General features: G+C 28.7%; 29 protein-coding genes. 26 read left to right on the top strand and 3 right to left on the bottom strand.

Annotation, left to right across the window (positions count from 1 at the left end; genetic code table 11):
* Positions 1–90: 90 nt before the first annotated feature.
* From B3N22_RS14440 to B3N22_RS14350, 19 genes are all read left to right on the top strand, one after another.
* Positions 91–1,641, top strand: a complete 1,551-nt coding sequence (locus tag B3N22_RS14440; RefSeq protein WP_286908222.1) for an ATP-binding protein — start codon at positions 91–93, stop codon at positions 1,639–1,641.
* Positions 1,642–1,657: 16 nt separating this feature from the next.
* Positions 1,658–2,344 (top strand): response regulator, encoded by a 687-nt coding sequence (locus B3N22_RS14435; protein WP_286908221.1) that lies wholly within the window; start codon positions 1,658–1,660, stop codon positions 2,342–2,344.
* Positions 2,345–2,674: 330 nt separating this feature from the next.
* Positions 2,675–4,105 carry a flavocytochrome c gene (locus tag B3N22_RS14430; protein WP_286908219.1) on the top strand — a complete coding sequence of 477 codons (1,431 nt, stop codon included), beginning with the start codon at positions 2,675–2,677 and terminating at the stop codon, positions 4,103–4,105.
* Between the two features lie 32 nt (positions 4,106–4,137).
* On the top strand, positions 4,138–4,476 hold the full coding sequence (locus tag B3N22_RS14425) for an FMN-binding protein (RefSeq protein WP_021802438.1): 339 nt from the start codon (positions 4,138–4,140) through the stop codon (positions 4,474–4,476).
* Positions 4,477–4,649: 173 nt separating this feature from the next.
* Positions 4,650–5,222, top strand: a complete 573-nt coding sequence (locus tag B3N22_RS14420) for a CatB-related O-acetyltransferase (protein ID WP_286908216.1) — start codon at positions 4,650–4,652, stop codon at positions 5,220–5,222.
* Between the two features lie 60 nt (positions 5,223–5,282).
* Positions 5,283–5,813 (top strand): CDP-alcohol phosphatidyltransferase family protein, encoded by a 531-nt coding sequence (locus B3N22_RS14415; protein WP_286908214.1) that lies wholly within the window; start codon positions 5,283–5,285, stop codon positions 5,811–5,813.
* A gap of 100 nt (positions 5,814–5,913) precedes the next feature.
* Positions 5,914–6,636, top strand: coding sequence for a DUF421 domain-containing protein (locus B3N22_RS14410; protein WP_286908212.1), 723 nt, complete (start codon positions 5,914–5,916; stop codon positions 6,634–6,636).
* Between the two features lie 149 nt (positions 6,637–6,785).
* Entirely contained in the window at positions 6,786–7,808 is a 1,023-nt protein-coding gene (locus tag B3N22_RS14405) for an ROK family transcriptional regulator (RefSeq protein ID WP_286908211.1), read from the top strand.
* Positions 7,809–7,827: 19 nt separating this feature from the next.
* Positions 7,828–8,709, top strand: a complete 882-nt coding sequence (locus tag B3N22_RS14400; protein WP_286908209.1) for a PHP domain-containing protein — start codon at positions 7,828–7,830, stop codon at positions 8,707–8,709.
* Positions 8,710–8,825: 116 nt separating this feature from the next.
* Positions 8,826–9,458, top strand: coding sequence for a DeoR/GlpR family DNA-binding transcription regulator (locus B3N22_RS14395; RefSeq protein WP_073017002.1), 633 nt, complete (start codon positions 8,826–8,828; stop codon positions 9,456–9,458).
* A 14-nt stretch (positions 9,459–9,472) separates the two neighbouring features.
* Entirely contained in the window at positions 9,473–10,225 is a 753-nt protein-coding gene (locus tag B3N22_RS14390; protein WP_286908206.1) for a DeoR/GlpR family DNA-binding transcription regulator, read from the top strand.
* Positions 10,226–10,353: 128 nt separating this feature from the next.
* On the top strand, positions 10,354–11,736 hold the full coding sequence (locus B3N22_RS14385; RefSeq protein ID WP_286908204.1) for a L,D-transpeptidase family protein: 1,383 nt from the start codon (positions 10,354–10,356) through the stop codon (positions 11,734–11,736).
* A 113-nt stretch (positions 11,737–11,849) separates the two neighbouring features.
* The gene (locus tag B3N22_RS14380; protein ID WP_286908202.1) at positions 11,850–12,041 is read left to right on the top strand and encodes a hypothetical protein; all 192 of its coding nucleotides are present in this window, start codon (positions 11,850–11,852) and stop codon (positions 12,039–12,041) included.
* Between the two features lie 62 nt (positions 12,042–12,103).
* Entirely contained in the window at positions 12,104–12,973 is an 870-nt protein-coding gene (locus B3N22_RS14375) for a methionyl aminopeptidase (RefSeq protein WP_238904144.1), read from the top strand.
* An 84-nt stretch (positions 12,974–13,057) separates the two neighbouring features.
* Entirely contained in the window at positions 13,058–13,804 is a 747-nt protein-coding gene (locus B3N22_RS14370; RefSeq protein WP_286908199.1) for an N-acetyltransferase, read from the top strand.
* Between the two features lie 110 nt (positions 13,805–13,914).
* Positions 13,915–14,475 (top strand): sigma-70 family RNA polymerase sigma factor, encoded by a 561-nt coding sequence (locus tag B3N22_RS14365; protein WP_238904148.1) that lies wholly within the window; start codon positions 13,915–13,917, stop codon positions 14,473–14,475.
* Entirely contained in the window at positions 14,472–15,548 is a 1,077-nt protein-coding gene (locus B3N22_RS14360) for a DUF4179 domain-containing protein (RefSeq protein ID WP_286908196.1), read from the top strand. Before B3N22_RS14365 ends, B3N22_RS14360 begins: the two co-directional genes overlap by 4 nt.
* A 322-nt stretch (positions 15,549–15,870) precedes the next feature.
* Complete coding sequence (locus B3N22_RS14355) at positions 15,871–17,553, top strand: ribonuclease J (RefSeq protein ID WP_073016987.1); 1,683 nt, start codon at positions 15,871–15,873, stop codon at positions 17,551–17,553.
* Between the two features lie 208 nt (positions 17,554–17,761).
* Entirely contained in the window at positions 17,762–18,451 is a 690-nt protein-coding gene (locus B3N22_RS14350) for a 23S rRNA pseudouridine(2604) synthase RluF (RefSeq protein WP_286908193.1), read from the top strand.
* Positions 18,452–18,478: 27 nt separating this feature from the next.
* Here the strand turns inward: B3N22_RS14350 and B3N22_RS14345 are convergent, their stop codons facing one another.
* Positions 18,479–18,820, bottom strand: a complete 342-nt coding sequence (locus tag B3N22_RS14345; protein WP_286908191.1) for a cupin domain-containing protein — start codon at positions 18,818–18,820, stop codon at positions 18,479–18,481.
* 203 nt (positions 18,821–19,023) lie between these two features.
* Here B3N22_RS14345 and B3N22_RS14340 point away from each other — a divergent pair, with 203 nt between their 5' ends.
* The 5 genes from B3N22_RS14340 to B3N22_RS14320 all read left to right on the top strand — a co-directional run bounded on the left by B3N22_RS14340 (position 19,024) and on the right by B3N22_RS14320 (position 22,235).
* Positions 19,024–19,980, top strand: coding sequence for a DUF2087 domain-containing protein (locus tag B3N22_RS14340; protein WP_286908189.1), 957 nt, complete (start codon positions 19,024–19,026; stop codon positions 19,978–19,980).
* Between the two features lie 11 nt (positions 19,981–19,991).
* A complete protein-coding gene (locus B3N22_RS14335) occupies positions 19,992–20,780 on the top strand; it encodes a GNAT family N-acetyltransferase (RefSeq protein WP_286908187.1) in 789 nt (262 codons plus the stop codon).
* Between the two features lie 213 nt (positions 20,781–20,993).
* On the top strand, positions 20,994–21,116 hold the full coding sequence (locus B3N22_RS14330) for a hypothetical protein (RefSeq protein ID WP_286908186.1): 123 nt from the start codon (positions 20,994–20,996) through the stop codon (positions 21,114–21,116).
* 143 nt (positions 21,117–21,259) lie between these two features.
* Positions 21,260–21,922, top strand: coding sequence for a Crp/Fnr family transcriptional regulator (locus B3N22_RS14325; RefSeq protein WP_286908184.1), 663 nt, complete (start codon positions 21,260–21,262; stop codon positions 21,920–21,922).
* Complete coding sequence (locus B3N22_RS14320) at positions 21,915–22,235, top strand: rhodanese-like domain-containing protein (RefSeq protein ID WP_073016974.1); 321 nt, start codon at positions 21,915–21,917, stop codon at positions 22,233–22,235. Before B3N22_RS14325 ends, B3N22_RS14320 begins: the two co-directional genes overlap by 8 nt.
* A 56-nt stretch (positions 22,236–22,291) precedes the next feature.
* Here B3N22_RS14320 and B3N22_RS14315 read toward each other — a convergent pair whose 3' ends face one another.
* On the bottom strand, positions 22,292–23,203 hold the full coding sequence (locus B3N22_RS14315; protein ID WP_286908181.1) for a DMT family transporter: 912 nt from the start codon (positions 23,201–23,203) through the stop codon (positions 22,292–22,294).
* Between the two features lie 301 nt (positions 23,204–23,504).
* Between B3N22_RS14315 and B3N22_RS14310 the strand changes: the two genes are divergently transcribed.
* Positions 23,505–23,999: an HAD family hydrolase gene (locus tag B3N22_RS14310; RefSeq protein WP_286908179.1), complete on the top strand. Its 495-nt coding sequence runs from the start codon at positions 23,505–23,507 to the stop codon at positions 23,997–23,999.
* Positions 24,000–24,041: 42 nt separating this feature from the next.
* Here B3N22_RS14310 and B3N22_RS14305 read toward each other — a convergent pair whose 3' ends face one another.
* On the bottom strand, positions 24,042–24,656 hold the full coding sequence (locus B3N22_RS14305; RefSeq protein ID WP_238904164.1) for a manganese efflux pump: 615 nt from the start codon (positions 24,654–24,656) through the stop codon (positions 24,042–24,044).
* 230 nt (positions 24,657–24,886) lie between these two features.
* On the opposite strand from B3N22_RS14305, the gene B3N22_RS14300 reads away from it, so the two are divergent.
* The gene (locus B3N22_RS14300) at positions 24,887–26,251 is read left to right on the top strand and encodes a DUF2334 domain-containing protein (RefSeq protein WP_286908176.1); all 1,365 of its coding nucleotides are present in this window, start codon (positions 24,887–24,889) and stop codon (positions 26,249–26,251) included.
* Positions 26,252–26,287 lie beyond the last annotated feature (36 nt).

Raw genomic sequence — 26,287 nt, 5'->3', positions numbered from 1 at the left:
TGAGCCGGTGGTACTTGACTTAGCAAAGAAAAAATGCATTAGGAAAATCTCTGTGATATAATTAAGAAAAAAAGCAGAGTAAGAGGAATTATGAAATTACAAAATAAAATCACTACCATGGTTATGATTATAATTATTTCTGTTGTATCTTTAGCGACCTTTATATCAGTATTTGAGATTAATAGAAAAATAAGAGAAAAAGTTGAAAATGGACTCATGGACATGGCGATAACGTTGTCAAAAAGTCCTGTACTAATTGATAATGTTGGAGAGCTAGGTGGAGAGTTAATAATAAATCCCTACGTAAATAATATTAGAGAAGAAGCAGGAATTACATTTATAACTGTCACTGACATGAATAGAGTGAGATATTCTCATCCGCATATTGAAAAAGTAGGTGGGCAGTTTTCAAATAGCACTATAGATAGAGCAATAAAGTATGGTGAAGTTTATGCTGATGAAGGAATTGGAACAATGGGAGCAACAGTTAAGGCTTTTTCGCCAATATTTAGAGGAGATAGACAAGTAGGTGTTGTTTGTGTTGGTACATTAAAAGTAAATATATTTGATGAATACATACAATTCTCAAAAAATCTTCTTCCATTTATAATACTTGTTGCTTTATTTGGGTTGTTTCTTGCTAAGTTTGTTGCCGTAAGTATAAAGAAAACAATATTTGGTTTAGAACCTGAAGAAATCTCCTTATTATTAAAGGAAAGAGAAGTAACTTTAAATAATATAACTGATGGAATCATCGCAGTAAATAAAGATGGCACAATATCATTAATCAACAATAAGGCTATGAAAATATTAGAGGTTCATCAAGATATCAAAAACATGAGTGTAGATAATTTAGATAACAATATAGGAGATACTTTGAGAACGTTATTAGATAAGGAAGAATCAATATTAAATCTAGAACAAACACTAAATAATAATACGAAAATTATAAGTAACTATTCAATAGTTAAAGACAACGAAACAACTGTAGGAGCAATTGTTTCATTTAAAAATATGATAGATGTAGAGGAGCTTGTTGAAGAACTTCAAGTTATTAAAAAGCTTAATTGGGATTTAAGAGCACAAAATCATGAGTTTATGAATAAACTTCATACTATTTTAGGGTTAATACACTTAGAAGCCTATGATGATGCAAAAGAATATATACTTAAAACCAGCAAAAAGCGAAATGAGGTAATGCTTGTTTTAGATAACATAAAAGATAAATCCATATCAGCCTTATTATTAGCAAAGTATAATAGAGCTGCTGAGGCGAAAATTGATATGGCGATTGATAAAGAAAGTAATTATGAAAATGTTGATAATCCTATAGGTCAAGATAAAATAGGATGTATAATAGGAAATCTAGTAGAAAACTCAATTGAGGCTCTTAAAGGAATAAAGAATGGTAAAATATACTTTTCAATAATTCAAAAAGATAAGTTAAAGATAACGGTTAAAAATAACGGACCTAAGATTGAGGATGAGGATTTTGAAAAGATATTTAAAGCTGGGTTTAGTACAAAAGGAGAAAATAGAGGATTAGGTTTATTTAACGTAATCAATATAATAGAAAATGCTAATGGGAAAATATATGTTGAATCAGATGAAGAAGAAACTGTGTGGCATGTAGAGTTATGAAGGGAGAAATGTTAATATGATAAAAATAATGATTGTTGAAGATGACCCTATGGTTAGAAAGATAAACGAAAATTATTCAAATCAATTTGAAAGTATGAATATTGTTTCTTCAGTTTCAGATATAGAGGAAGCAAAAGAATATCTCTTGAAAAACGAAGTGGATTTAATACTTTTAGATGTTTTTCTACCTTCAGGAAATGGACTAGATTTTCTAAAGTGGATTAGAGGAAATGAAATTTCTTCAGATGTAATATTAATAACAGCAGAAAACAAAATAAATTCTATAAATGAAGCCTTTAGATATGGGGTTATGGATTATTTAGTTAAACCCTTTACTTTTGAAAGATTTGAAGAGGCAATGAAGAAATATCTTGTAAGATATAAGGATATAGGATGTTCTGATAGAATAGGACAGGAGTATATAGATAAATATATAACAGGAATAAATCTTAATAAAGATAAAAAAGAATCAAAAGAAAAGGTGCTTATAAGAGGCTTAAATATAGATACCTATAACCAAATTAAAGATCATATTGATAGTTTAGATGATAGCAATACAGCAGAAGTAATTGCAGATGGAGTTGGACTCGCAAGGGTTACTGTAAGAAGATATTTAGACTACATGGTTAAAGAAGGAGACTTAAAACTTATTAGGGTTTATGGAAAAGTAGGAAGACCAATACATCTTTATAAAAAGAAATAATATAAGAAACTGTAATATCAATATTTAGTTAAAGTTGATATTACAGTTTTTTTATGTCCCAGTATTAACTTTCATAGTACTTTTGATAAAACATAAAAGGCCCATCATAATGTGCATCAAAAGTTTAATCAAAAAGCATATCAAAGAGGCCCATCAGAAGGTATATCAAGAGGCCCAAGACAAACATGAACAAGAAATTAATATTTGATGGGACAAGTAAAAACATCAGACCAAAAAGATAAAAAAGATTAAAAAGACCTTAAGATTGAGTTTTTTTTAACAATCAAATAGTATGTATTTGGTGGTAAAAATAATGCGGAGGTAAGGAAAATGAATAAGAAAAAAATAGTTATCGCATTAAGTCTTGTAGTAATGTCTATGGCTACAATGATGGGATGTGGAGCAAAAACAAAATCAAAATCAGAAAGTGCTGACCTTGTAGTAATAGGTGCAGGTGGAGCAGGACTAGCAGCAGCAGTACAGGCAAAGGAAGAGGGAGTAGAAAAAATAGTCGTTCTTGAGAAAATGCCTATGGTTGGAGGAAATACAAACAAAGCAACTGGTGGTATGAATGCAGCAGAGTCTACACCTCAAAAAGCAGCTGGTATAAAAGATAGCATACAAACTATGATAGATGACACAATGAAGGGTGGAAAGAACCTTAATGACCCTGAATTGGTTAAAAAGTTAGCAAACGAAGCTAAAGACGGAGTAGACTGGCTAATTGGGTTAGGCGCAGACTTAAATGAAGTTGCAAGAGCAGGTGGAGCTACTAATGATAGAATACATAGACCAGTAGGTGGAGCCGCTGTTGGAGCAACAATAGTAAAAACTTTAAAAACTGAAGCTGAAAAACAAGGAGTAGATATAAGAACTCTTAATGAAGCAACTGAAATAGTTAAAGATTCAGAAGGAAATATTTCAGGTGTTAAGGCTAAGGATAAAGAAGGAAAAGAGTATACAATAAACACTAAAGTTGTAGTAGTTGCAGCTGGTGGTTTTGGAGCTAACATGGAAATGATTACTGGGTATAAGCCAGAGTTAGAAGGCTTTGCTACAACAAATCATCCAGGAGCTACAGGTGATGGTATAAAACTAGTTGAGAGTCTTGGCGGTGCATTAAGAGATATGGAACAAATCCAAACTCACCCAACAGGAGTAGCTTCTCAAGGGCTTCTTATTAGTGAAGGTGTTAGAGGTGATGGTGCAATATTAGTAAACAAAAGTGCAAAGAGATTCTATAATGAATTAGATACAAGAGATAAAGTATCTAAAGCAGTTTTAGAACAAGAAGGTAAAGAAGCATTTTTAGTTTTTGATGATAATGTTAAAGATGGATTACACGCTATTGAAGAATATGTTGGAGCTGGAGTTGTAGTTGAAGGAAATTCTATAGAAGATTTAGCTAGCAAAATAGGAGTAGATGGAGCTACATTAAAATCAACTATAGATGAATACAACACTTCAGTAGATACTCAAAATGATCCACTAGGAAGAACAAGTCTTTTAAAGAAATTAAACAAAGGTAAGTTCTATGCAATACAAATAACTCCAATAATACATCACACTATGGGTGGAGTTGTTATAAATACAAATGCAGAAGTTTTAGATAGTAACGGAAAAGTAATAAAAGGATTATTTGCAGCTGGAGAAGTTACTGGAGGAGTACATGGAGCAAACAGACTTGGTGGAAACGCAGTAGCAGATATAATAGTATATGGTAGACAAGCTGGAAAAAGCGCAGCAGAATTAATTAAATAATAAGAATGTGGATTTAGGAGGAATAGAATATTATGAAAATAAAAGCATTGATACCAGTAGCAGTTTTAGCAGCAACTTTATTAGTAGGTTGTGGTGGATCAGATAAATTTAAAGATGGAACATATAAAGGTAAAAGTGACGGTCTTAAAGGACCTATAGAAGTTGAAGTTAAAGTTGCAGATGGAAAATTATCTGATATTGTTATTCTTGATAATAAAGAGACTGAAACAATATTTGAATCAATCAAAGAATATTTAATTCCAGATATGATTAAGAAAAATACATCAGAAGTTGAGACAGTAAGTGGAGCAACAACATCTAGTAAAGCAGTTATTAAAGCTGTTGGAAATGCTTTGGAAGAAGCAAAATAGTAGTTTTCATTTGAGTAATTCCCCGATTATTCAATAGATTTAAGGGCAAGTTTAGAAGTAGCAACTAAACTTGCCCTAATTTTATAAAAATTTATTGAGGTAGAACATTAATTTGCTTGTTCATATAATATCAGTGGAATATATTGTAGTAAATTATATGGAGGAAAAAAATTATGGGTACAGATATAAATACAAGTTTTCCAGATAGATATATGTTATATGGAAGAGTTCATATGGGATTTGGAACCTATGGAATACCAATAGTTAGAACATGGGGAGAAAACACAACTCTTGATATAGGTAAGTTTTCTTCTATAGCAGATGCAGTAACAATATTTTTAGGGGGAGAACACAGGAGTGATTGGGTTACAACTTATCCCTTTAATGCGTTTTTAGATGAATATGCTTATATAACTGGGCATCCAAAAACAAAAGGAAATGTGGTAATTGGAAATGATGTTTGGTTATGTCATGGTGCAACAATACTTTCTGGGGTTAATATAGGTGATGGAGCTGTTATTGGATGTAATGCTCTTGTAACAAGAGATGTTCCTCCATATGGAGTAGTTGCTGGAAATCCAGGAAAGGTAGTTAAATATAGATTTGATGAAGCTACTATTAAAGAGTTACTTGAAATTAAATGGTGGGATTGGGATCTAGAAATAATAAAAAAATCAGTTCCATTACTAATGAATGAGGATATTAAATCCTTTATAGAATATGCTAAGAAAATAGAATGTCCATAGTCGCCTTGAGTATCTTTTTATTATATAATTAAGTATAAATATGTATCAGGAGGCAGTTTCGTGAAAAATGTTGCAAACATTATATCTATAAGCAGAATAATATTGTTATCTGGATTATTTTTTACTTTCAATAATATTATAGTATTTATAAGCATTTACCTTATATGTGGATTTACTGATATTTTAGATGGGTATATCGCAAGGAAAACTAATACCCAAAGTGTATTAGGATCTAAATTAGATTCATTTGCAGATCTGATTCTTTTTTTAGTAATAACAACTTCTATAATCATATACTTAGGAGAAAAAATATTAGTTTTTATTCCAGGAGTTATCATAACTTTTATAATTCGTATAATTAACATGGGGGTTGTGGCATATAAATATCACTGTTTTGGAATTTTGCACACTTGGGGAAATAAACTTACAGGCCTCCTTCTTTTTACAGCTCCACTATTTATTATGTTTAATAAAATTCAACTATTATGGATTATAGTTTTAGTTGCAGTGTTATCCTCTATAGAGGAACTAATTATACACCTTACTTCTTCAAAACTTGAATTGGATAGAAAAAGTATATTTAAACAATAAAGTATATGAATGTATGTTTCATGGAGGAGCAATTAAGTAATTTTTTAAGTTAAAATAGGGCAAAGTAACAACATAAATATGTTGTTAGGGAGCTGAAGAAATGAATTTATTTAAGGACTTTATGATAGTATTTTTAAGGATTTTTACTATTTTACCATTCATGCTTATGGTTACTTTATTCATGGGAAGAAGAACAATAGGAGAAATGCCTATATTTGATTTTTTAGTAGTTATAGTAATAGGTGCATTAGTAGGTTCAGATATATCAGAGCCTAATATACCACATATACATACAGTTGTAGCGCTTATCTTTGTAGGGATTTTGCAAAAAATAATATCTACTCTCATGATTAAATATAGGAAAATTGGAAAGCTAATAACCTTTGAGCCAGTGATAGTTATTCAAGATGGGAAATTTATAGCTAAAAGCCTTAAAAAGATTGGATATTCAATAGACAATGTACTTCAGATGCTAAGAGAACAAGAAGTATTTGATGCTGGAGAGATACATTTAGGGATAATAGAGGCTAGTGGTAAGTTGTCTTTGCTTAAAAAACAAAACAAAGCAACTGTTACTATAGAAGATATGCAACTAACTAAAAAGTCCCCATCTTTATCCTACGTTGTTATAATTCGAGGAGAGGTAATTAAAGATGCACTAGATAAACTTAAGCTTTCAACAATATGGTTAGAGGAAGAGCTAATGAAGCTTAATATTACTGCAATTGATGATGTATTTTTTGCTACAGTAAATGATAACAAAGAACTTAGTGTATCACTAAAAGAATATACAGGGGAAGAAACAATCCCTATATATAACTAAAAAAGGCAGATTTATTCTGCCTTTTTAGTTATAATGTTCTAAGTATTAATATTCAATTACACGGATTGACAACATGAAAGCAACATGATAACCTTAATATATACTTATTAAAACACTTTTAAAAAGTATTTTAATAAAAGGAGGAGTAAATGAAAAATATAGGAGGAAATTCTTTAGTTATTAAAGAAATAAATATAAATCTTGTAAAAAAAGCCTTGAAGATTGAAAAATACGCAACGAAGCAGGAAATTGCAAAAGTTACAGGGTTAAGTATTGTTACAGTAAGTACAGTTCTTCAATATTTGGTAAAGCAAAATGAGGTTATTGAAACTGAGTTAATTTCATCTAGAGGGGGAAGACCTGCACAGCAATATAAATATAACGAAGATTTTAATCTTGTACTCGTAATTTTTCCTTATGATAAAGATGATAAAAGCATAGTAAGTGTTTCTGTAGTAAATCTAGGTGGCAATTGTGTCTATGAAAAAGAACATAGAGTTAAGGTTGTAAATATAGCAACTCTTGAAGATATAATTAAGCCTATATTGGAAGAGTATAAACTCATAAAAGCAATAGGATTTGGTAATCCAGGAGTTGAAATTGATGGAGAAATCATACACTCAGATTATTGGATGTTAAAAGGGGTAAATATAATTGAATACTTTAGTAATCTTTATGGAATTAAAGCTGTAATTGAAAATGATGTCAATGCGGCAGTTATTGGATTTAGTGATTCCAATAATTTAAAAGATAAAGGAACTTTTGTGTATTTATATTTTCCAGATAAATATCCTCCTGGTGCAGGTATCTTTATTAACGGAAAAATATTTAAAGGCGGAAGAAATTTTGCAGGAGAAGTTGCAACTATGCCTTTAGGAATAACTTGGAATAAGGAGCTTTATGATACATTTGAGGACTTTTGTGAGGCTGTATCTAAATTAATTGTTTCAGTTTGCAGTATTTTAAATCCAGATGAGATCATAATGAATGGTACTTTCATAAGTGATAAACATATTGAATTAATTAATGGTAAGTGTGAGAGAAAGCTTACAAAAAATATATTGCCTAAATTTTCTCTTTCAAATAACTTCTTAGATGATTATAAAAAAGGGTTAATTGTTGAAGCTTTAAGTGTGTTAGAGCCAGATGTTACATTAATTAAAAATAAATAAAAGAAAGTGAGGATTTATTATGAGTTATATAGACTTGCATATGCATTCATTTTACAGTGATGATGGAGAATTTAGCCCTAAGGAATTGGTTGACTTATGTGTAGGTAAGGGTATCAAATATTTTTCCATAGCTGATCATAATTCGGTTAAGGGAATAAAAGAAGCAAAGGAGTATTGTAAAGATAAAGAGATAAATATAATTCCAGCAGTTGAATTAGATTGTACAGTTGATGGAGTGAATCTTCATGTATTAGGATATGGAATAGATTATAACAATGATATTTTTGATAGAATAGAAGAAGATATCATAAAACAAGAACAAGGTGCATCAAAAAAGAGAATGAAGTTAATAAGAGAGCTTGGAATTGATTTTTCTGATGAAGTAATAAAGAAATTATCTAAAAATGGAGTAGTTAATGGAGAGATGATAGCTGAAGCTGCCATGGAATTTGATAAACATAAAAAAAATCTATTACTACAACCTTACTATGAAAATGGGAATAGAAGTGATAATCCATACGTAAATTTTTATTGGGACTACTGCGCTCAAGGAAAACCAGCTTATGCTGAGGTTAAATATATAAGTTTAGAAAAAGCAATAGAAGTAATTAAAACAAGTGGTGGAATTCCTGTTTTAGCTCACCCAGGAAATAATGTTAAAGAAAAGCATTCGCTTCTTGAATCTATAAGAGTTTGCGGAATAGAAGGAATAGAAGTTTATAGCAGCTATCATAGTAAAGAGCAGGTTGAATATTATAAAGAATATGCTATGAAGAATAAACTTATATTAACTTGTGGTAGTGATTTTCATGGAAAAACCAAACCAAGTATAGCTATTGGATCTACAGATTGTGAAAACAAAGAAAATGATATTATTTCAGAAATAATCAAAGAGGTTTAAACTTTAATGCAGATGAGTGATGATCATCTGCATTTTTGTTACAAAACAATTAATATTACTTAAAGGTGTTGATAAATTACTTAAAATTACTTAAAATTGAAATAAGAGGTGATATCATGAATGATAAAAATGAAATTATAAACCTGTATAAAACTACTAAAGAAGTTGTTAACTTATCACATGAAGAAAGACTTCAATTAAATATTTCAGAAAAAAAGAGTATAGCTGAAAAGGCCTTGATATTTGTTCATAATAACAAAAAGTATTTTTTAGACTCATCTACAAGTGTTCAGCTTTTAGCAAATCTTATAGAAAAGTCTGTAGATGTATATACAAATTCTCTAGATAACATAGAAATTCTTTCTAAAAAAGAAAATGTTGTTATTCATACAACAGGAGAATATCTAAATAAGAATAATAGATTTTTCTATAATAAAGGTGATATCAGTTATTTCAGTGATGATACAGAGTTTGATGTAGCTTTTTTAGGTGCATCAGCGGTACATGAAGATGGTGTGTACTATGTAGATGAAGAAGATGTTGTAATAAAAAAAGAGGTAGTAAGTAAATCAAAGAGGGTGATATTACTTGCCGAACATCAAAAATATCAAAGAAAAGCTATTTATAAGGGGCTAGACTTAAAAGATATACACATCATAATTCTTGATGATATATCATCAAGTCATTTTGCTGATATCATGAACTCAGAAAACATCAAGATAAAACCAGAAACTTTATTGATTATGTAAGGAGATGTTTTTAGATGTACCAAGAAGAAAGACAGTTAAAGATATTAGATTATTTAAATGAAAACATCAATATGTCTGTACATGATATATGTGAGCTTCTTGATGTATCTAGAGATACAGCTAGACGTGATATATTAAAGCTCATAGAAAAAGGTGCTGCCATACGTACTCATGGAGGAATTTCTCTGCCTGTAATAAGAAATACTATTGAAGCTTACAAGGAAAGAGTATTAAAATATTCTACAGAGAAAAAAGATATAGCAAATAAAGCTTTGGAATTTATTAATGAGAAGGAGCACTATTACTTTGATGTTTCTACTACAGTATGTTATTTAGCTGAACTAATTGATAAGAAAATCACAGTAGTAACACATTCCTTAGATAATATACAAATACTTTCAGAAAATCATAAAGTAAATATATGTTCAACGGGAGGAGCCTTTAATAAAAACAATAGATTTTTTTATGGAGATAATGCAAAAACATATATTGAAAATAGATTTTTTGATGTAGCTTTTTTGGGAGCAGGAGCAATAATGCAAGATGGGGTTTATCTCATAGATGAAGAAGATGCAGTAATAAAGCAGACTGTAATAAGAAGAGCTAGAAAGGTTATAGTTCTTGCTGACTCAAAAAAGTTTAATATTTTAAGTTATTATAAAGGTGCAAGTTGGAATCAAATAGACGTTATAATTACAGATAAAAAGCCGCCGGCAATCTTTTTAGATATTATTGAAGATAATAATATACAACTTATTATTACTTAAGTTTAAAAGCTTTTACATATTTTATGTAAGGCTTTTTTTATTATAAATAGGAATATAATGGAGTTTTGTAGATATATTTATAAAGATTGATATTAAATATAGTTAAGTTTTAAAAGAAAGGTATAATTATGGATAAACAAAAAATAAAATCTAATAAAACTTTATTAATGCTTTTAATATTGCTTTCAATATCTATTTTAATATATTTTATGATGTCATTATATTTCATGAAACATTTTTATTTTGGCACTGTAGTTAATTCTGTTAATATTTCTGGAAAAAGTCTAAAAAAAGCTAATGAAAAGATGGAAAATGAATTTAATAACTATACAATCACTCTTAAAGAACGTGGTGATGATGAAAAGATTAATGGAGTTGATATAGTACTAAAATATATACCTAATAATAATCTTGTAGAGTTAAAAAGACAGCAAAATCCATTTTTGTGGATGACTATGTTTTTTAATAAAGAATCCATAAATTTAGATATACTTACTTATGATGAAAAGCTACTAAAAGAAAGTTATGATAAACTTTCTTGCATCACAAACCCCAATATAATAAATCCTGAAAATCCTAAATTAAAGTATGTAGAGGGTGGATATGAAGTTCAAGAGGAGATTTATGGAAATAAGATAAAAAAAGAAAATCTATATAATAGTATAGTAGAAGCTATTAAAAAAGGAGAAAAGACTTTAGATTTAGAAACTAATAATTGTTATGAGAACCCTAAGTATGTTGCATATTCTAAAGAAGTTGTTGATGCTAAGGAGCTTCTTAATAAATACATTAAAGCTGAAATAACTTATATTGTTGGAAAAGAATCTGAAGAACTTGATGGATCCATAATAAATAATTGGATAAATATTAAAGATAATTATGAAGTTGAGATTGATGAAAACAAGGTCAAAAGCTATGTAAAAGAACTAGCAAATACCTATGATACCTATGAAGCGGAGCGAGATTTTCTAACATCGGTAGGGAAGAACGTAAAGGTTTCTGGAGGAAATTATGGCTGGTTAATTGATACTAATAAAGAAACGAAGGAAATTATTTGGACTATAAAACAGGGAGAAAAAGTTTCTAGGGAACCTATTTATGCACAAACTGCTCTTTCAAGAGAAGAAAATGATATTGGGGATACCTATGTAGAAATCAATATGACAAGACAGCAGCTTTGGTTTTATAAAAACGGTAAGCTTTTAACAACAGGAGATGTTGTTACAGGAAATATCAACAGAAGTAGATCAACCCCAACAGGTGTCTTTAGATTAAACTATAAACAAGAAAATGCAACTCTGCAAGGAGAAAACTATAGTGCACCAGTTAAGTTTTGGATGCCTTTTTACGGAAATGTTGGTATTCATGATGCTACATGGAGATCTTCATTTGGCGGTAATATATACAAAACAGATGGCTCTCATGGATGTGTAAATGCTCCTCTTTATTTAGCTAAAACTATTTATGCAAACATTGAATCGGGAACCCCTGTAATTTGTTATTATGAATAAACAATAAGAAATGATTGTACTTTGACAGTAGTACAATCATTTTTTCTATGTTACTATTTATTTATAAGTAAATATGGATATTTTTACAAGATTAGTTTTAAGAGGAGAAGTATATGAGTAATTCAATTAAAGAGATGATTGTAAAGTTTATTGTTATGTTTTGTTTATGGTGCTTAATGGGATTTTTGTGGAAAAGCTCAAATATAGATCTAGAAACAGCTTTTTTTGTAGCGTTAGGGACAGAAATAGTTGATTTTCTAATCTATATAGTAAGAAAATATAGAAATAAGAAAAAGATAGAGTAACACAACTATATTTGTGTTACTACAATATTAAGATAAAAAGATTAAATTAAGGAGAATAATAAATGAGTATTGGTAGAAACGATAGTTGTTGGTGTGGTAGTGGAGTAAAATATAAAAAATGTCATATGAATTTTGATGAAAAGCTAGAGAGTCTTAAGGATAAAGGACATATAATTCCAACACGAAATCTCATAAAAAATAAAGAACAAATTGAGGAAATAAAAAAGAGTGCAGAAATTAATAATGCACTACTAGATTATATAAGTGATAAAGTTAAAGAGGGTATTACTACAGAAGAAATAGATAAACTAGTTTATGAATTTACCGTTTCAAAAGGTGCTATACCTGCACCACTTAATTATGGAGGATTTCCTAAAAGTGTTTGTACATCAATAAATGATGTAATATGTCATGGCATACCAAGTAAAAATGAAGTACTTAAAAATGGTGATATCGTAAATGTAGATGTATCAACTATACTAAATGGTTACTTTTCTGATGCTTCAAGAATGTTTATGATTGGAGAAGTAAGTGAAGAAGCTAGAAATTTAGTTAATGTATGCAAAGAATGTTTGTATAAAGGAATAGAGGCAGCTAAACCTTGGGGATTTGTGGGGGATATTGGTGAAGCTATACAAGAGTATGCTGAAAGCAGAGGATATTCAGTAGTTAGGGATTTTGGTGGACATGGGGTAGGAGTTAAATTTCAAGAAGAACCTTTTATACCTCATTTCGGGAAAAAAGGTCAAGGAATGGTTTTAACTCCAGGAATGATGATAACTATTGAGCCTATGATAAATACAGGTGACTATAGAGCTTATATAGATGAAAAAGATGGTTGGACTGCTAGAACTGTAGATGGCTCGCTTTCAGCTCAGTGGGAGCACATGCTTTTGATAACAGATGATGGTATTGAAATAATATCAAAATAGTAGCTTATCAAGACGAATATGACATGTAGTTGTCTATAATAGAATGTTACTATAAGGGTAATATCTAAAAAGGAGATTAATAAAATGGAGATTATAACATTAAATAAAAACAATATAGACAATGAACATATTTGTTGTGCTATTTCTGATAAAAAGTGCAGAGAAGGTTACGAGAAGAAAAAAGAGCTATTAAAGAAAGAGATAGACAAAGGATACAGCTTCAAAAAGTTTGATGTAAAGCATAAAGTATTTATTGAGTATTGCCCATCAGAGATATCTTGGCTTCCTATAAATGCAGATAATTATATGATTATTAACTGCTTTTGGGTAGCAGGTATGCATGCTGGAAAGGGATACGGTAAGAAACTTTTAGATGAATGTTTTAAGGCAGCTGAAAAAATGAATGGAATTGTTGTATTAACAAGTTCTAAAAAGAAATCATACATGGCTGATAAAAGATTTTTTATAAAGCAGGGGTTTGAGGTTTGTGATAGAGCAGATCCATATTTTGAACTCTTAGTATATAAAAATAAAAGGGATGTAGAAAGTCCAAACTTTAATGATTCAGTTAAAAAAGCTATACCTAAAAGTGATAAAGGTTTATGTTTATATTACTCAAACTTTTGTCCTTTTACAGAGCATTACGCAAAAGTACTTAAAGAATTAGCAGATAAAAGCAATATACCTATAGAAATAATAAAAATTAACAATAGAGAGCAAGGGAAAGAAAATCCGTCGCCATTTATAATTTATAGCTTGTTTTATAATGGAAAGTTTCTAACTCATGAAATTGTGAATGACAAAAGGTTTGATAAACTTATTTTATCTTAAAAAGTGAATATATAATATAAAAATACAGATTAGAAGTCTGTATTTTTTTGTGAAATTAATGAAAGTTACTCCGTATATATTTATGAAGACATATAAGAAAGGAGTTAAATATGGTTATTAAAGAGGACAATCTTATAGAAGAATTGGATAAGAGAAATAGTGAAGCCTTAGAATATATAATTCAGAAGTATGCTAACTTGATTTTTAAGGTAGTTATAAATGTTTTAGGTAGTGATAATAGAGAGCTGGCTAAAGAATGTATTAGTGATATATATATGCTTGTTTGGAATAAATATAAGTTATATAATCCGGAAAAAGCCTCTTTTAAGAATTGGCTACTAACAGTAAGTAAATACAAAGCAATAGATTATAAGAGGGCTTGTAAGAGCTTAGAGAATGTAGAGTTAGATAAAGAAGCTTTAAAAGCACCTATCGACATTGAGAGAGATTTTATAGATAAAGAAAATGTTAAAGATGTATTAGGGTACCTCAACGATGAAAAACCTATAGATAAAGAAATATTTATTAGAAAATATATATATGAAGAAAGTATAGAAGAGATTAGTGAAAATTTAAATTTATCTAAGGGAGCTGTTTATAATAGGCTTTGGAGGACAAGAAACTCTCTTACTGAAAAAATAAAATGTTATAAAAAGGAGGTAATAGAATGAAATCACATTTAAACGAAGATGATATTTTAGTGCTTCTTAATGATATAAATATAAATGAAAATGAGTTAAGCGATTTAGAACTTAATGATAAAGATATAAATCAAATTACTACTGAGGTTTTAAGTAGAATTAAAAACAAAAAGCCAAGAAGGAAAAAGTGGATGATAGCAGCTTCTATCGGGACTATACTTGTAGTTTTGTTTTTGGGACGACCTGTAATCGCAGCTATAAGTTCAAAAATATTTGAGAACAACAAAGATATTAAAAAAGCAGTTGAAAACAACTATGTTCAGAAATTAGATGAGAAAGTTGCTTATGATAACGGGGTTAAAATTGAATTAACAGATGTAGTTTTAGATAAGCGAAAATTGGCCTTATCATTTAAAATCAAGTTTGAAGATAAAAAATTAATTAATAATATAAAGTTAATAAATTTAGATTTGAAAATAGAAGATGAGAATGGAAAAATTATATACGGAAAGATATCTAGTCAAGAAGATGCTAATAAACAAGTTATACAGGGAGGAAAAATAACTAATTGGAATTATGAGGTTTTAAATGATGATGAGGGTACTTTAAGATATGATTTTGTATTAAATTCAATAGATGTAGATATTCCTACATTAAATAAAATGAATATTTGTATTGAAAAAATACTATATGCAGATCACTTAAATGTAAAGTCAGAAGAAGATGTTGAAAAAATTGATGGATTGTGGAATATTGATTTTGACATAGATAGTAAATTTAAAGACGAAAATAAGATAGTGTTTAGATATGAAAATATTAATGATGAAGTGAAGATAATTAGCGCTGAATCAAGCCCTACAGGTTCTGTAATAAAATTTACTACCCCTCCTAATACAGATATTATAAGAGAAGAAGGGATTTCCTTAGTTTCTATTAATGGGAGCATAAATAATGCGGATTTTATGTTCCGTAATACAGATTATAGGGGTATTTCAACTTATACTGTTGAATTTAATATATCAACATTTGATGATTTAAATGATTTGGTTTTCATAGTGAAAAATTATAATGGGGAAGATATAAAGATAAAATTGATTAAATAATAGGTAATGAAAGAGAGTATGAAGAGATATTGATCTTTATACTCTTAATTTTTTTCAGATAATTTTGACTAAACTTGCTAATATAGGGCAGATAATATATAATGAGCCTAGGTTGTAAGTACAGTAATACGAATATAGAATTATTTTTATGCTATAAATTAATAATATATTTATAAAACTAATAAATATTATTGAGTTATTGGTTTATATTTATTGATTTATTGTTCAGAATAGTTTCGGTTAAAATTGTAATACTGTTTTCGGACTTATATTTTTATGTAGAAGCAAGGAAAGATTGAGTTCTTGCTGGATTGGAGATTAAATGAATAACAAAAACAAAGCTAAAAGTAAGAAAAAAGTAAAGATAATACCATTAGGTGGATTAGGTGAAATCGGGAAGAACATAACAGCTGTAGAATATGATGATGAAATCATAGTTATAGATTGTGGTGTAGCATTTCCAGATGTTGAAATGTATGGGGTAGATTTAGTAATTCCAGATATAACTTACCTTTTAAATAGAAAAGAAATGGTTAAAGGAATAGTGTTAACTCATGGTCATGAAGATCATATAGGTGCGCTTCCATATATATTGAAACAGTTAAACGTACCTGTTTATGGAACTAGATTAACCTTAGCATTAGTAAAAAGTAAACTTACAGAACATAATATACTTTCTGATTGTACTTTAAATGAAGTAAATGCAGGAGAGGAAGTTAAAACAGAACATTTTTCTGTTGAATTTATAAGAACCTGTCATAGTATAGCAGATGCTTGTGCATTAGCTATTAAGACTCCAGAAGGGGTTATATTCCATACAGGAGACTTCAAGATAGATTATACTCCTACTTATGGAGAGGGTGTTAATTTTGAACGTTTTGCAAAGCTTGGTAGCCAAAAAGTTCTTTTACTAATGGCTGAAAGTACTAATGTTGAACGTCCAGGATATACAGTTTCAGAAAAAATAATAGGTGAAAACTTAACTAGAATGTTTGGAGAAGCTAAAGGAAGAGTTATAGTAGCATCTTTTGCATCAAACTTAGATAGACTTCAACAAATAATTAATTCCTCTCTTCATTATGGAAGAAAAGTTGCTTTTAGTGGAAGAAGTATGGAGAAAAATTCAACTATAGCTATTGAATTAGGTTACATGCATATACCAGAAGACTTCCTTATAAGCTTAGATGACATAAATAAATATCCACCAGAGAAAATAACTATTATAACTACAGGAAGTCAAGGGGAGCCAATGTCAGCTCTTTCAAGAATAGCATCTGCTACCCATAGAAAGATAACTATTCAAGAAGGTGACTTAGTAATTGTTTCAGCTTCACCTATTCCAGGAAATAAAAAATATATATCTAAAAGTATAGATGAATTATTTAAAAAAGGCGCAAAAGTAATTTATGATGACATAGAAGAAGTTCACGTTTCAGGGCATGCATGTCAAGAGGATTTAAAATTAATTCATAATTTAATTAAACCTAAGTTCTTTATGCCTGTTCATGGAGAATATAGACATTTAAAGAAACATGGGATGTTAGCTGAAAGTTTGGGAATGGATCCTAACAATATATTTATATTAGAAACAGGTGATTCTTTAGAATTAACTAGAAGAGAAGCTAAAAAAGGACCTAATGTCCAAACTGGCGCTGTTATGGTAGATGGATTAGGAATTGGTGACGTAGGAAATGTAGTTTTAAGAGATAGAAAACATTTAGCTCAAGATGGGATATTAACAGTAGTTTTAACTATAGATACAGAGTCTATGAATATTTTATCTGGTCCAGATATAGTTACAAGAGGATTTATATATGTAAAGGAATCTGGTAACTTACTCCATGAAGCTACTAAGGTAGTAAGAGCTGAAATAGATAAATGTATGGAGAAGAAGATTACTGATTTATATGTAATTAAATCCAATATAAGATACTCTCTAGGACAATTTTTATATACTAGAACAAAAAGAAATCCTATTATATTAACTGTAATAATGGAAATTTAATAGATAGAGGTTATCGCAAATTAGTTTGTGGTGACCTCTTTTTTAACCATTAATTGAGGCTTCCTGCATAGAAACATAGGAACATAAGAACACAGGAACATAAAAACATAAAAGCATAGGAACATAAAAACATAAAAACATAAAAACATAAAAACATAAAAACATAAGTGCACAAATGTAAAAAATATAGAATGGAGAATGAGGTACCATGAGAATAAATAAGTTTTTTAGTAATATGGGATACTGCTCTAGGAAGGAAACTAATCGGCTTATAGAAGAAAAGAGAGTAACAGTAAACGGAAAACTCTGCATACCTGGTCAATGGGTAGAAGAAACTGATGTAATTTTGGTAGATAATAAACCGTTAGTGAGTAAAAATAAAGTATATATATTATTAAACAAACCTGTAGGAATTACTTGTACTGCTGCAAGGGAAGTAGAAGGAAATATAGTATCTTACATGGGTTATCCGGAATATATATTTCCTGTAGGAAGATTGGACAAGGAATCTCAAGGATTAATTTTAATGACAAATGATGGTGAACTAGCAAATAAAATATTAAATTCAGATAATGAACATGAAAAAGAGTACATAGTGACCTTAGATAAATCCTTTGATGATAGTTTTATAGAAGGAATGTCTGGTGGAGTTGAAATATTAAATATTAAAACAAAACCCTGCAAAGTTACAAGAGTGAGTGATGATACATTTAGAATTATCCTAACACAAGGGCTTAATAGGCAGATAAGAAGAATGAGTAAAGCTTTTGGCTACAATGTTGAAATCCTTGAAAGAGTAAGAATAATGAATTTGAAGATAGATGGTATAGAAATGGGAAAGTGGAGACACTTAACTAAAATAGAAGAGAATGAACTTAAAAAAGAACTATCCTTATGAGAAGCTAATCTCAAAAGGATAGTTCTTTTAAACTTCCTTTGAATATGGAGAAGATGGATTAGGTGTAAGTACTATAAATAGTGACATGTCTTTAGTTCCTGTATTTTTTAAACTAAAAACTTCTTTTCCATAGCAGTGTATAACATCTCCTTCAGTTATATTATGTAGGCTGCCATCTACAGTCATTTCTCCGTCACCTGCTAAAACATGAACCAACAAATCGCTTTGTTCATGATTATGAGGTGGAACACCTTGACCAGGTTTAAAGTTAAGAATAAAGTTTAAGATTTTATCTTCTTTAAAAATAATTCTTTTAGTAAATGATTCATCTGTAAAAGCTATTTTATTAGCTATCTTTTCTAGTTTCATGACTTTCTCCTTTACTGAAGTTATTTTAATTTTAATATACACATTGGCATAATTTATTATACAATAGATTAAAAACATAGAAAAGTAACCATTTACAGTGGATCATATTTCAAAACATGATAATTTCTATTTATTGGTATTTTATTGACAAGAAAAATATAAAATGCTAAACTGTCTATGAAATTAATAGATAAGAGGTAAATATGAAAGAGTTGATACGTAATGCAAACATAGATGATTTTAAAAGAGGGTTTATTTGGTACAGCAAAAAAGGAGTTTTTGTTTGTTTAACTTGTGGTAAAGATATTGAAGAAAATGAGGAAGAACATGTTATGAGTCATGGAAATAGTATTGAGAGACTTTTAATGTTAGAGAAGAAGATTATTGGTCTTACTGATGTTCAAAAAGAGTTTATATCCATGATTTCAAATAGATATGATGATAAAGAAATAGGAGAAAAACTTGGTTGTACAGAATCTACAGTTAGAAATATGAGGTTTTCTATAAGAGAGAGAGCAAGGCAGGCGAGAGCTTTCTTAGCAATTATTGAATTAGCAGAAGAAAATATGCCTGTTGAAACAAGTTTTAGAATTAGAAATTTTCCAGTAAAAGAGAATAAAAGAAAGTTACTTTTACCGAAGTTTGCAAACCTTTTTGAACCTAATAAAGAATATTCTGAAGCAGAAGTAAACAAAATGATTAAAAATATATATGAAGATTATGCTATTATTCGTAGATATTTAGTAGATTATGATTATCTAACTAGAACTATAGACGGAAGTAAATATTATAGAAAATATGAGGAGAATATTATGGATAAAAGACAATTGATTAATGAATACAAACAAAAAGAAGTGGAGATGGGAATAATACGAATATACAATAGAATAACAGGTTACTCCTATGTTGAGATTAGTGAAAATCTATATAAGCCCTTTGAGGCAATAAAGTTTCAACTAAATATGAATAAATTAAAGCTTAAATATAAGGAACTTCAAGAAGATTGGAATAAGTATGGAGAAGAAAAATTTGATTTTGAAATATTAGAAAAACTTAGTCTTAAAGAGAATGCATCAGATAAAGAAAATATTGAAGAATTAAAAGCTCTGTTAAATATGTGGATAGAAAATCAAGGTGAAAGTTTGAAGCTGTATAATTAAGGGGAGAGTATATGGAGATTAAAATTATTCATGAGAGGGAAATAGTATATAATTTTTTAAAAGAAAAAACTAGATTTAATTATATTTATCAGTTCAATAATATTGATAAGAGTAATTGGGGAAATGTTATATGTTATGGTCTTTTTGAAAATAAGGAACTGAAAGATATAGCAATGCTAAATATTAATTATGGAATTCCAGTTTTATTAGCTGCAAGTTTTGATGATAGTAATTATTCAGTAGAATTAATTAAAAGTATAAAAAACTTTCTCCCAAATGAATTCTATACGCATATTGATAAAGTTACTATAGATAAAGTATTTAATGATTGTGATGTTTTAGAATATGAAGAGTATATAAACATGGGAATAGATAATAATGTAAGTATGAAAGAAATTACTTCTACAGACATTGCTAGATTAGGAAGTAATAATTTAGATGATATAAAGGAACTGATTTTAAACAGTTACCCAGAAGCATGGTTAGATGATGATCTTATAAAATTAAATGAGAACTTTGGTATATATAATAGGGAAAAACTAATTAGCTTTGCTGGAATACATGCTTATTCAGAGGAGATGCAAGTCGCTGCCATAGCCCATGTTACTACCAATCCTGATTATAGAAATAGAGGTTATGCAGAAAATGTAGTAAATGAACTTGTAAGAAGCTTAAAAAATAAAGTAAGTTTTGTCGGACTTAATGTGAAGAATAATAATATAAGTGCAATAAATTGCTATAAAAAACTTGGATTTAAAGAATATGGAGAATTTGTTGCTTGTACAATAAAAATAACTTAGTGTGAAATATTAATACTTAATTTAAATATAATATTATAGCGAGAATGAATTTGATGTTTTTAGAGTTAAATATTAAGTTGAAAAGATATTTATTATCAATAGAGAAAAAAACTAATTGATAACAAAACTTGATAAATGATAAAGGTTATGATATACTTATTAATAAGCAATAAAAAACTATGTTACTTAATTTAGATCAAGGAGGAGAGCAATATGAATATAGATAAAACTAATAATAAATCTATCAAGAGTAGTAAGGCATCCAAGTATGATCTTGAGGAAATAAGAAAACATCTAAAAGAAGCTCTTGATAGTGTTAAAGAATTAAAAAGTTAATGATTTTTGCAGATATTTTCCCTAAGAAGTGTTGAATATAAACTTCTTAGGGACTTTTTTTATACTTGTGTGACCAAGTCACTTAATTTTTTTTGATTTCTTTATATAATTAGAATATAGAAAAGAAAAGGGAGATTTATCAAATGAATATTAAAGAATTATATAATGTATATCCAGTTCTCGAAAAAATAGATAAAGATAATAATGGAATAATAGCTTCAAGAGCAATTTTTAAAACTTTATATTCAGATGAGTATATATCTAGCAATGAATCTTCCTGCCAAGGAGTAGTGTTTGTAATAAAAGGAATGATAAAGATTCAGAAGATTAATAAAGATGGGGAAGAAACAAATCTCTATAACATAAAACAAGGAGAATTTTGTCATGAAGCCTTAAGTTGTTTATCAACACTTAATTCTTTAAATATATCAGGAAAAGCTATCCAAGATTCAGAAATCTGCATTATTCCTTTTGATGTAGTTAAAAAGTATCTCATAAGTAGCAATGAATTTTTGATGTATATGTATGAAGATCTATATAAAAAGTTCAGTTCAATAATAGAAAACAAAGAAGAGAGAATGCATGAATCTTTAGAAAGCAGGATTATTAAATATATCATGGATAGAAATAGTAAGGTTGTATATGTAACCCATAGTCAATTGGCATTTGAAATTGACTCTGTAAGAGAAGTGGTAAGTAGGAAGCTTAAAGTTATGGAGAGACAAGGATACATTAAGTTAGAAAGAGGGAAAATAATAGTTCTTAAGAATTTAAGAGAGTTTGAAGGAGGAAATAAAAATGTTTAATCTATTAAGAAGAAATACTGGAAAAGTAATAAATGTAAATGATATTGATAATGTTATAGGGAAAGTTGAATTAATTGATATAAGGGAAGAATATGAATATAAAGCTGGAAGTATTAGAAGCGCTAAGAATATACCTATGGGGAAACTTTTAAATGAGCCAGAAAGATATTTAGATAAGAATAAGGAATATTATATAGTATGCCAATCTGGAGGAAGAAGTTCAAGAGCCTGTAGCAATTTAGCTAGCAAAGGATTTAATGTTGTTAATGTAGCAGGAGGAGTAGGCTCTTATGTTGGGACAAAAAGAAAATAGATAGAGATATAAAAGGTTCTACAAGCTTATTAGGTTTGTAGAACCTTTTATTTATATTAACTACAAAAACTATTTAAAATCATACCTATAATGACAAGAGATAAACCTATAAAACCTAAGAAAGAAGGAAGGTTATCTTTAAATAGTATAACACTCATTAAAAGAGTAAATAAAATTTCTCCTGCTTGTGTAGATTCTACTATAGATAGTTTTAGAGGGCTTACCTTTACTAACTCTGTAGCTTTAAAAAATAGGGTTGTTGCTATTATTCCAGAAAAAACTGCTACAATTAATGATTGAGCTATTTGATTAGAGCTTGGTGGTCCTATATAAGGTAAACCCATTAGAGATAAAATTGTCCAAAAAGGGAGACTACATAAAGTCATTCCAAATATTCTTTCTAGAGTAGTAAGCTTATTATCACAAATCTCCATCATCTTACGATTACCCAATGGATAAGAGAATGCTGCAATTAATACAGCTACGGTTATTATGAGCGCATTTAGAAATGAAATATTTTTGGCCTCTTGAAATTGCATTATAAATATTCCAGCAAGAATAATTGTTGAATTCATTATAGATTTTTTAGGTATTCTAGATTTCTTTTCAAGTTTTTTAAAAAACATAGGGGATAGCAGGGCTCCTGCAATTATAGTAATTTGCCAAGTACCAGCAACCAACCATGATGCTCCATAAGATGAAGCAAAACATAGGGGAGCATAAAATAAACCGAAACCAACAGTACTCCAAACAAACCATGAAACAGGAGATTTCTTTATAGAATTTATTACATTAATAAGCTGTTTTTTTAATATCATGTAAACTAATAAAATAAAAAACATAAAAAAATATCTTAAAGAGGCGCTCCAAATCCAGCTACCTCCTGCAATGTCCATTTGACGGTTTAGAACAAAGGTAAAGGCAAAAAAGAATGATGATAATATTCCTAGTATGATTGATTTATTCATTGATAGACCTCTCTTATAAAAAGATTACTATATAACATTTTATTATATAATAGAATATATACAAAGGTTTATTCATAGAAATAAAGTCTTTGGAAAGGTACTTGACAACTAAAAAAGTATGTGATGAATGTGAGAGTCTAGATTAGAAGTATTAGATTTTCTATGCAATAACATTTTTGAGCAAGATTCAGAGGTATTGTATAACATCCAAAGTTATATTGAGTTAATATAAAACTCCTATTACATTAATTGCAAATATAATTTATAATTAAAATATCATAAAATTATGCAGGAGGATGGAATGATTAAGAATATAGTATTTGATCTAGGTAATGTATTACTAGATTTTAATCCTTTAGACTATTTAAAAGCCAAGGGAATAGAAGATAGTGTTAAATGTAAAGAGATATTTAATGAAATATTTAAAAGTGAAGAGTGGCTTATGTTAGATAGGGGAACCATAACAGAGGAAGACGCAATAAGAAGTGCTGGCTATAATTTATATGTTCTATCAAATTTTCATTTATTAGCTTATGAAAATGTAACTAAAAGATATCCATTTTTTAATTATTTTCATGGCGGTATTATTTCATATAAAGAAAATCTAATTAAACCAGATGAAGAAATATATTTAAGATTAATTAAAAGATATAATATAATTCCAGAAGAAACAATATTTATAGATGATACATTAGAAAATGTAGAAGCAGCTAAAGTTTTTGGAATTAATGGTATAGTTTTTAAGAATCCGAACAACTTGAGAGAAGAACTTAAAGGATATAAAATTAATATATAGACAAGAGGCTGTTCAAATATTAACAGCCTCTTGTTTATATATTTAGTTAATTAATTCTAAAATACCAAGTATAATTAATAAAAATCCAGATAATAAAGGCGCATATCTTCCTAATAGCTTTCCTAAGAAACTATTTCCTAAATATTGTCCTATAATAATAGTGAAAATGCTTAATATAAAGGTAAAGATTACGGTTAATGAAATGCTAATTCCAGTTACACTAGCAGCAACTCCTGAACCTAAGTTATTAAGTGCCAAACCAAAAGAAATTAAAAGAGATTCTCTCATGTTTATGTCTCCAGAGTTATCTAAATCAGTTTTTTTTGCATATTCAATCATGTCATCTATATCTTTTAAAGCTAGATCATTGCTTTTGCTGTTATTTATAAGGTTGCTTTCACTTTTATATATAAAATATCCCCCTAAGAAAATAATTAATAAAGAGCCTAGAGCATTAGCTATATTGTGTGGTAGAAAATTAGTTATATAAAATCCTATGGACATTGCTAAAAATGTTCCTGTAGAAGTTATAAAAGCTATTATAAGATTAGAAAATATTTTTATATTTATCTTTTTTATACCATAAGCTATGCCTATAACTAAGTTATCAAGATTTGAATATAAGGCAAATAGCATTGCAGATAAAATCACAGACATGTTTATCACCTTCCTTTGTATTCACTTTTTAATATATGAAAAGAGTTAAAAGAAAGTTCTAAATAGTAAGTTAAGTGAATACAGGGTACAAATATATTTCAATGAAAAAGTAATAAGTTAAATAATGGTTAAATAATTATTATATTTATCTTAAATTTAGTTAATATTATACAAAAAGTGTATATTGTGTAGTATTATGGGTAGGTAGCTTATATTGCGGGGGGACGAAAATGAAAAGTAATACGATAAAAAGAATATCAGTTGGTATTTTGATGCTGTTAGTTTTACTAACTGGAGTTTATGGATGTACAAGCAAGACAGTAGCAGTTTCAGGAAATGGACCAGCTGATGTTAACGAAGAAAAAAAATTCGATTACAGTAGTTTTAAAGAGTTATCTTTGAATAAAGATGATATTAAAATTAAATTTGAAGGGAAAAATCTAGACACAACTTTACCTATTTATGTTGAGAACAATAGGTATTACCTACCATTAACAGAGATAGTTGAAAGGTTAGAAGGAAAGATAACTAAAGAAGGAGATGCAATTAAAATATCTCTAAATGGAAATGACATAAGCATAAACACTAAAGATAACAATTTTACAATTAATGATAAAACTCAGAATTTAAAGAAAAAATTAATGATTTCTGAAGACATAGTTTACATATCAATGTTTGATTTTACTAAGATTTTAAATTTTAAAACTGATTGGAGTTTTGATAATAAAACTATCACTTTCTTTAATAATAGAGAAAAGATTGATAAAAAAGAAGTTGGTGATGCACCTAAAACAGCACTTATAAGAATAGAAGATATTGGAGTTAGTAAAAATTATAGATACGTAAATGAAGAAACTTTAGAAAAATTAAGAATTGTTTCAGATTATATGTACTCTGAAGGAATACCTTTTCATGTTGCTTGGGTTCCAAGATATATGGATCCTAAAAGAAATGAGGATAATGATTTAACTAAAGAAAATAATATGTATTATTCAGACTTTTTATTTACTTTAGATTATTTTGAGGACAGAGGTGGACTTATAGGACTTCATGGATATACTCATCAAGCAGGAGATGATGCTAGTATTGAAGGAAAAGAATTTGCAAATTCAAAGGATCCAAAATCTTATACTAAAGAATTTACAGAAGAGAGAATTAAAGCAGCACGTGATACTGCAAATAAATTAGATATTAAGCCATACTTTTTTGAGACTGGTCATTATGCTGGATCAGATGATAATTTTAGAGTTATAGAAAAAGAGTTTGATTATATATATCAGCCTAAAAAAGATGGGTCAAAATATATAGTAAGTGCAAAAAATGAAACTAGAACTGCAAAATATATACCAGCTTACTTAGATTGTATAGATGGTAAACAAGATACAGATAACATGCTTAACAAAATCAACAAATTACCAGCTGATGTTATGGCGTCTTTTTTCTATCATCCTAATATAGAATTTGAAGATATAAAAATTACTAAGGATGATACTGGTTATCCAACTTATACCTACTCAGAAGAGTCAACTTTACATAGAGTAGTTAAGTTACTTGAAAGTAAAGGGTATAAATTTAAGAAAATAACAGACTTATAATATACAAATAGAAAGGACTAGCTGTTTTCAGCAGTC

Source organism: Clostridium sp. UBA1652 (assembly GCF_002320975.1).
Taxonomy (GTDB): Bacteria; Bacillota; Clostridia; order Clostridiales; family Clostridiaceae; genus Clostridium_T; species Clostridium_T intestinale.
The sequence above is the reverse complement of the archived record's forward strand: the minus strand, read 5'-3'. Positions and strand labels throughout refer to the sequence as shown.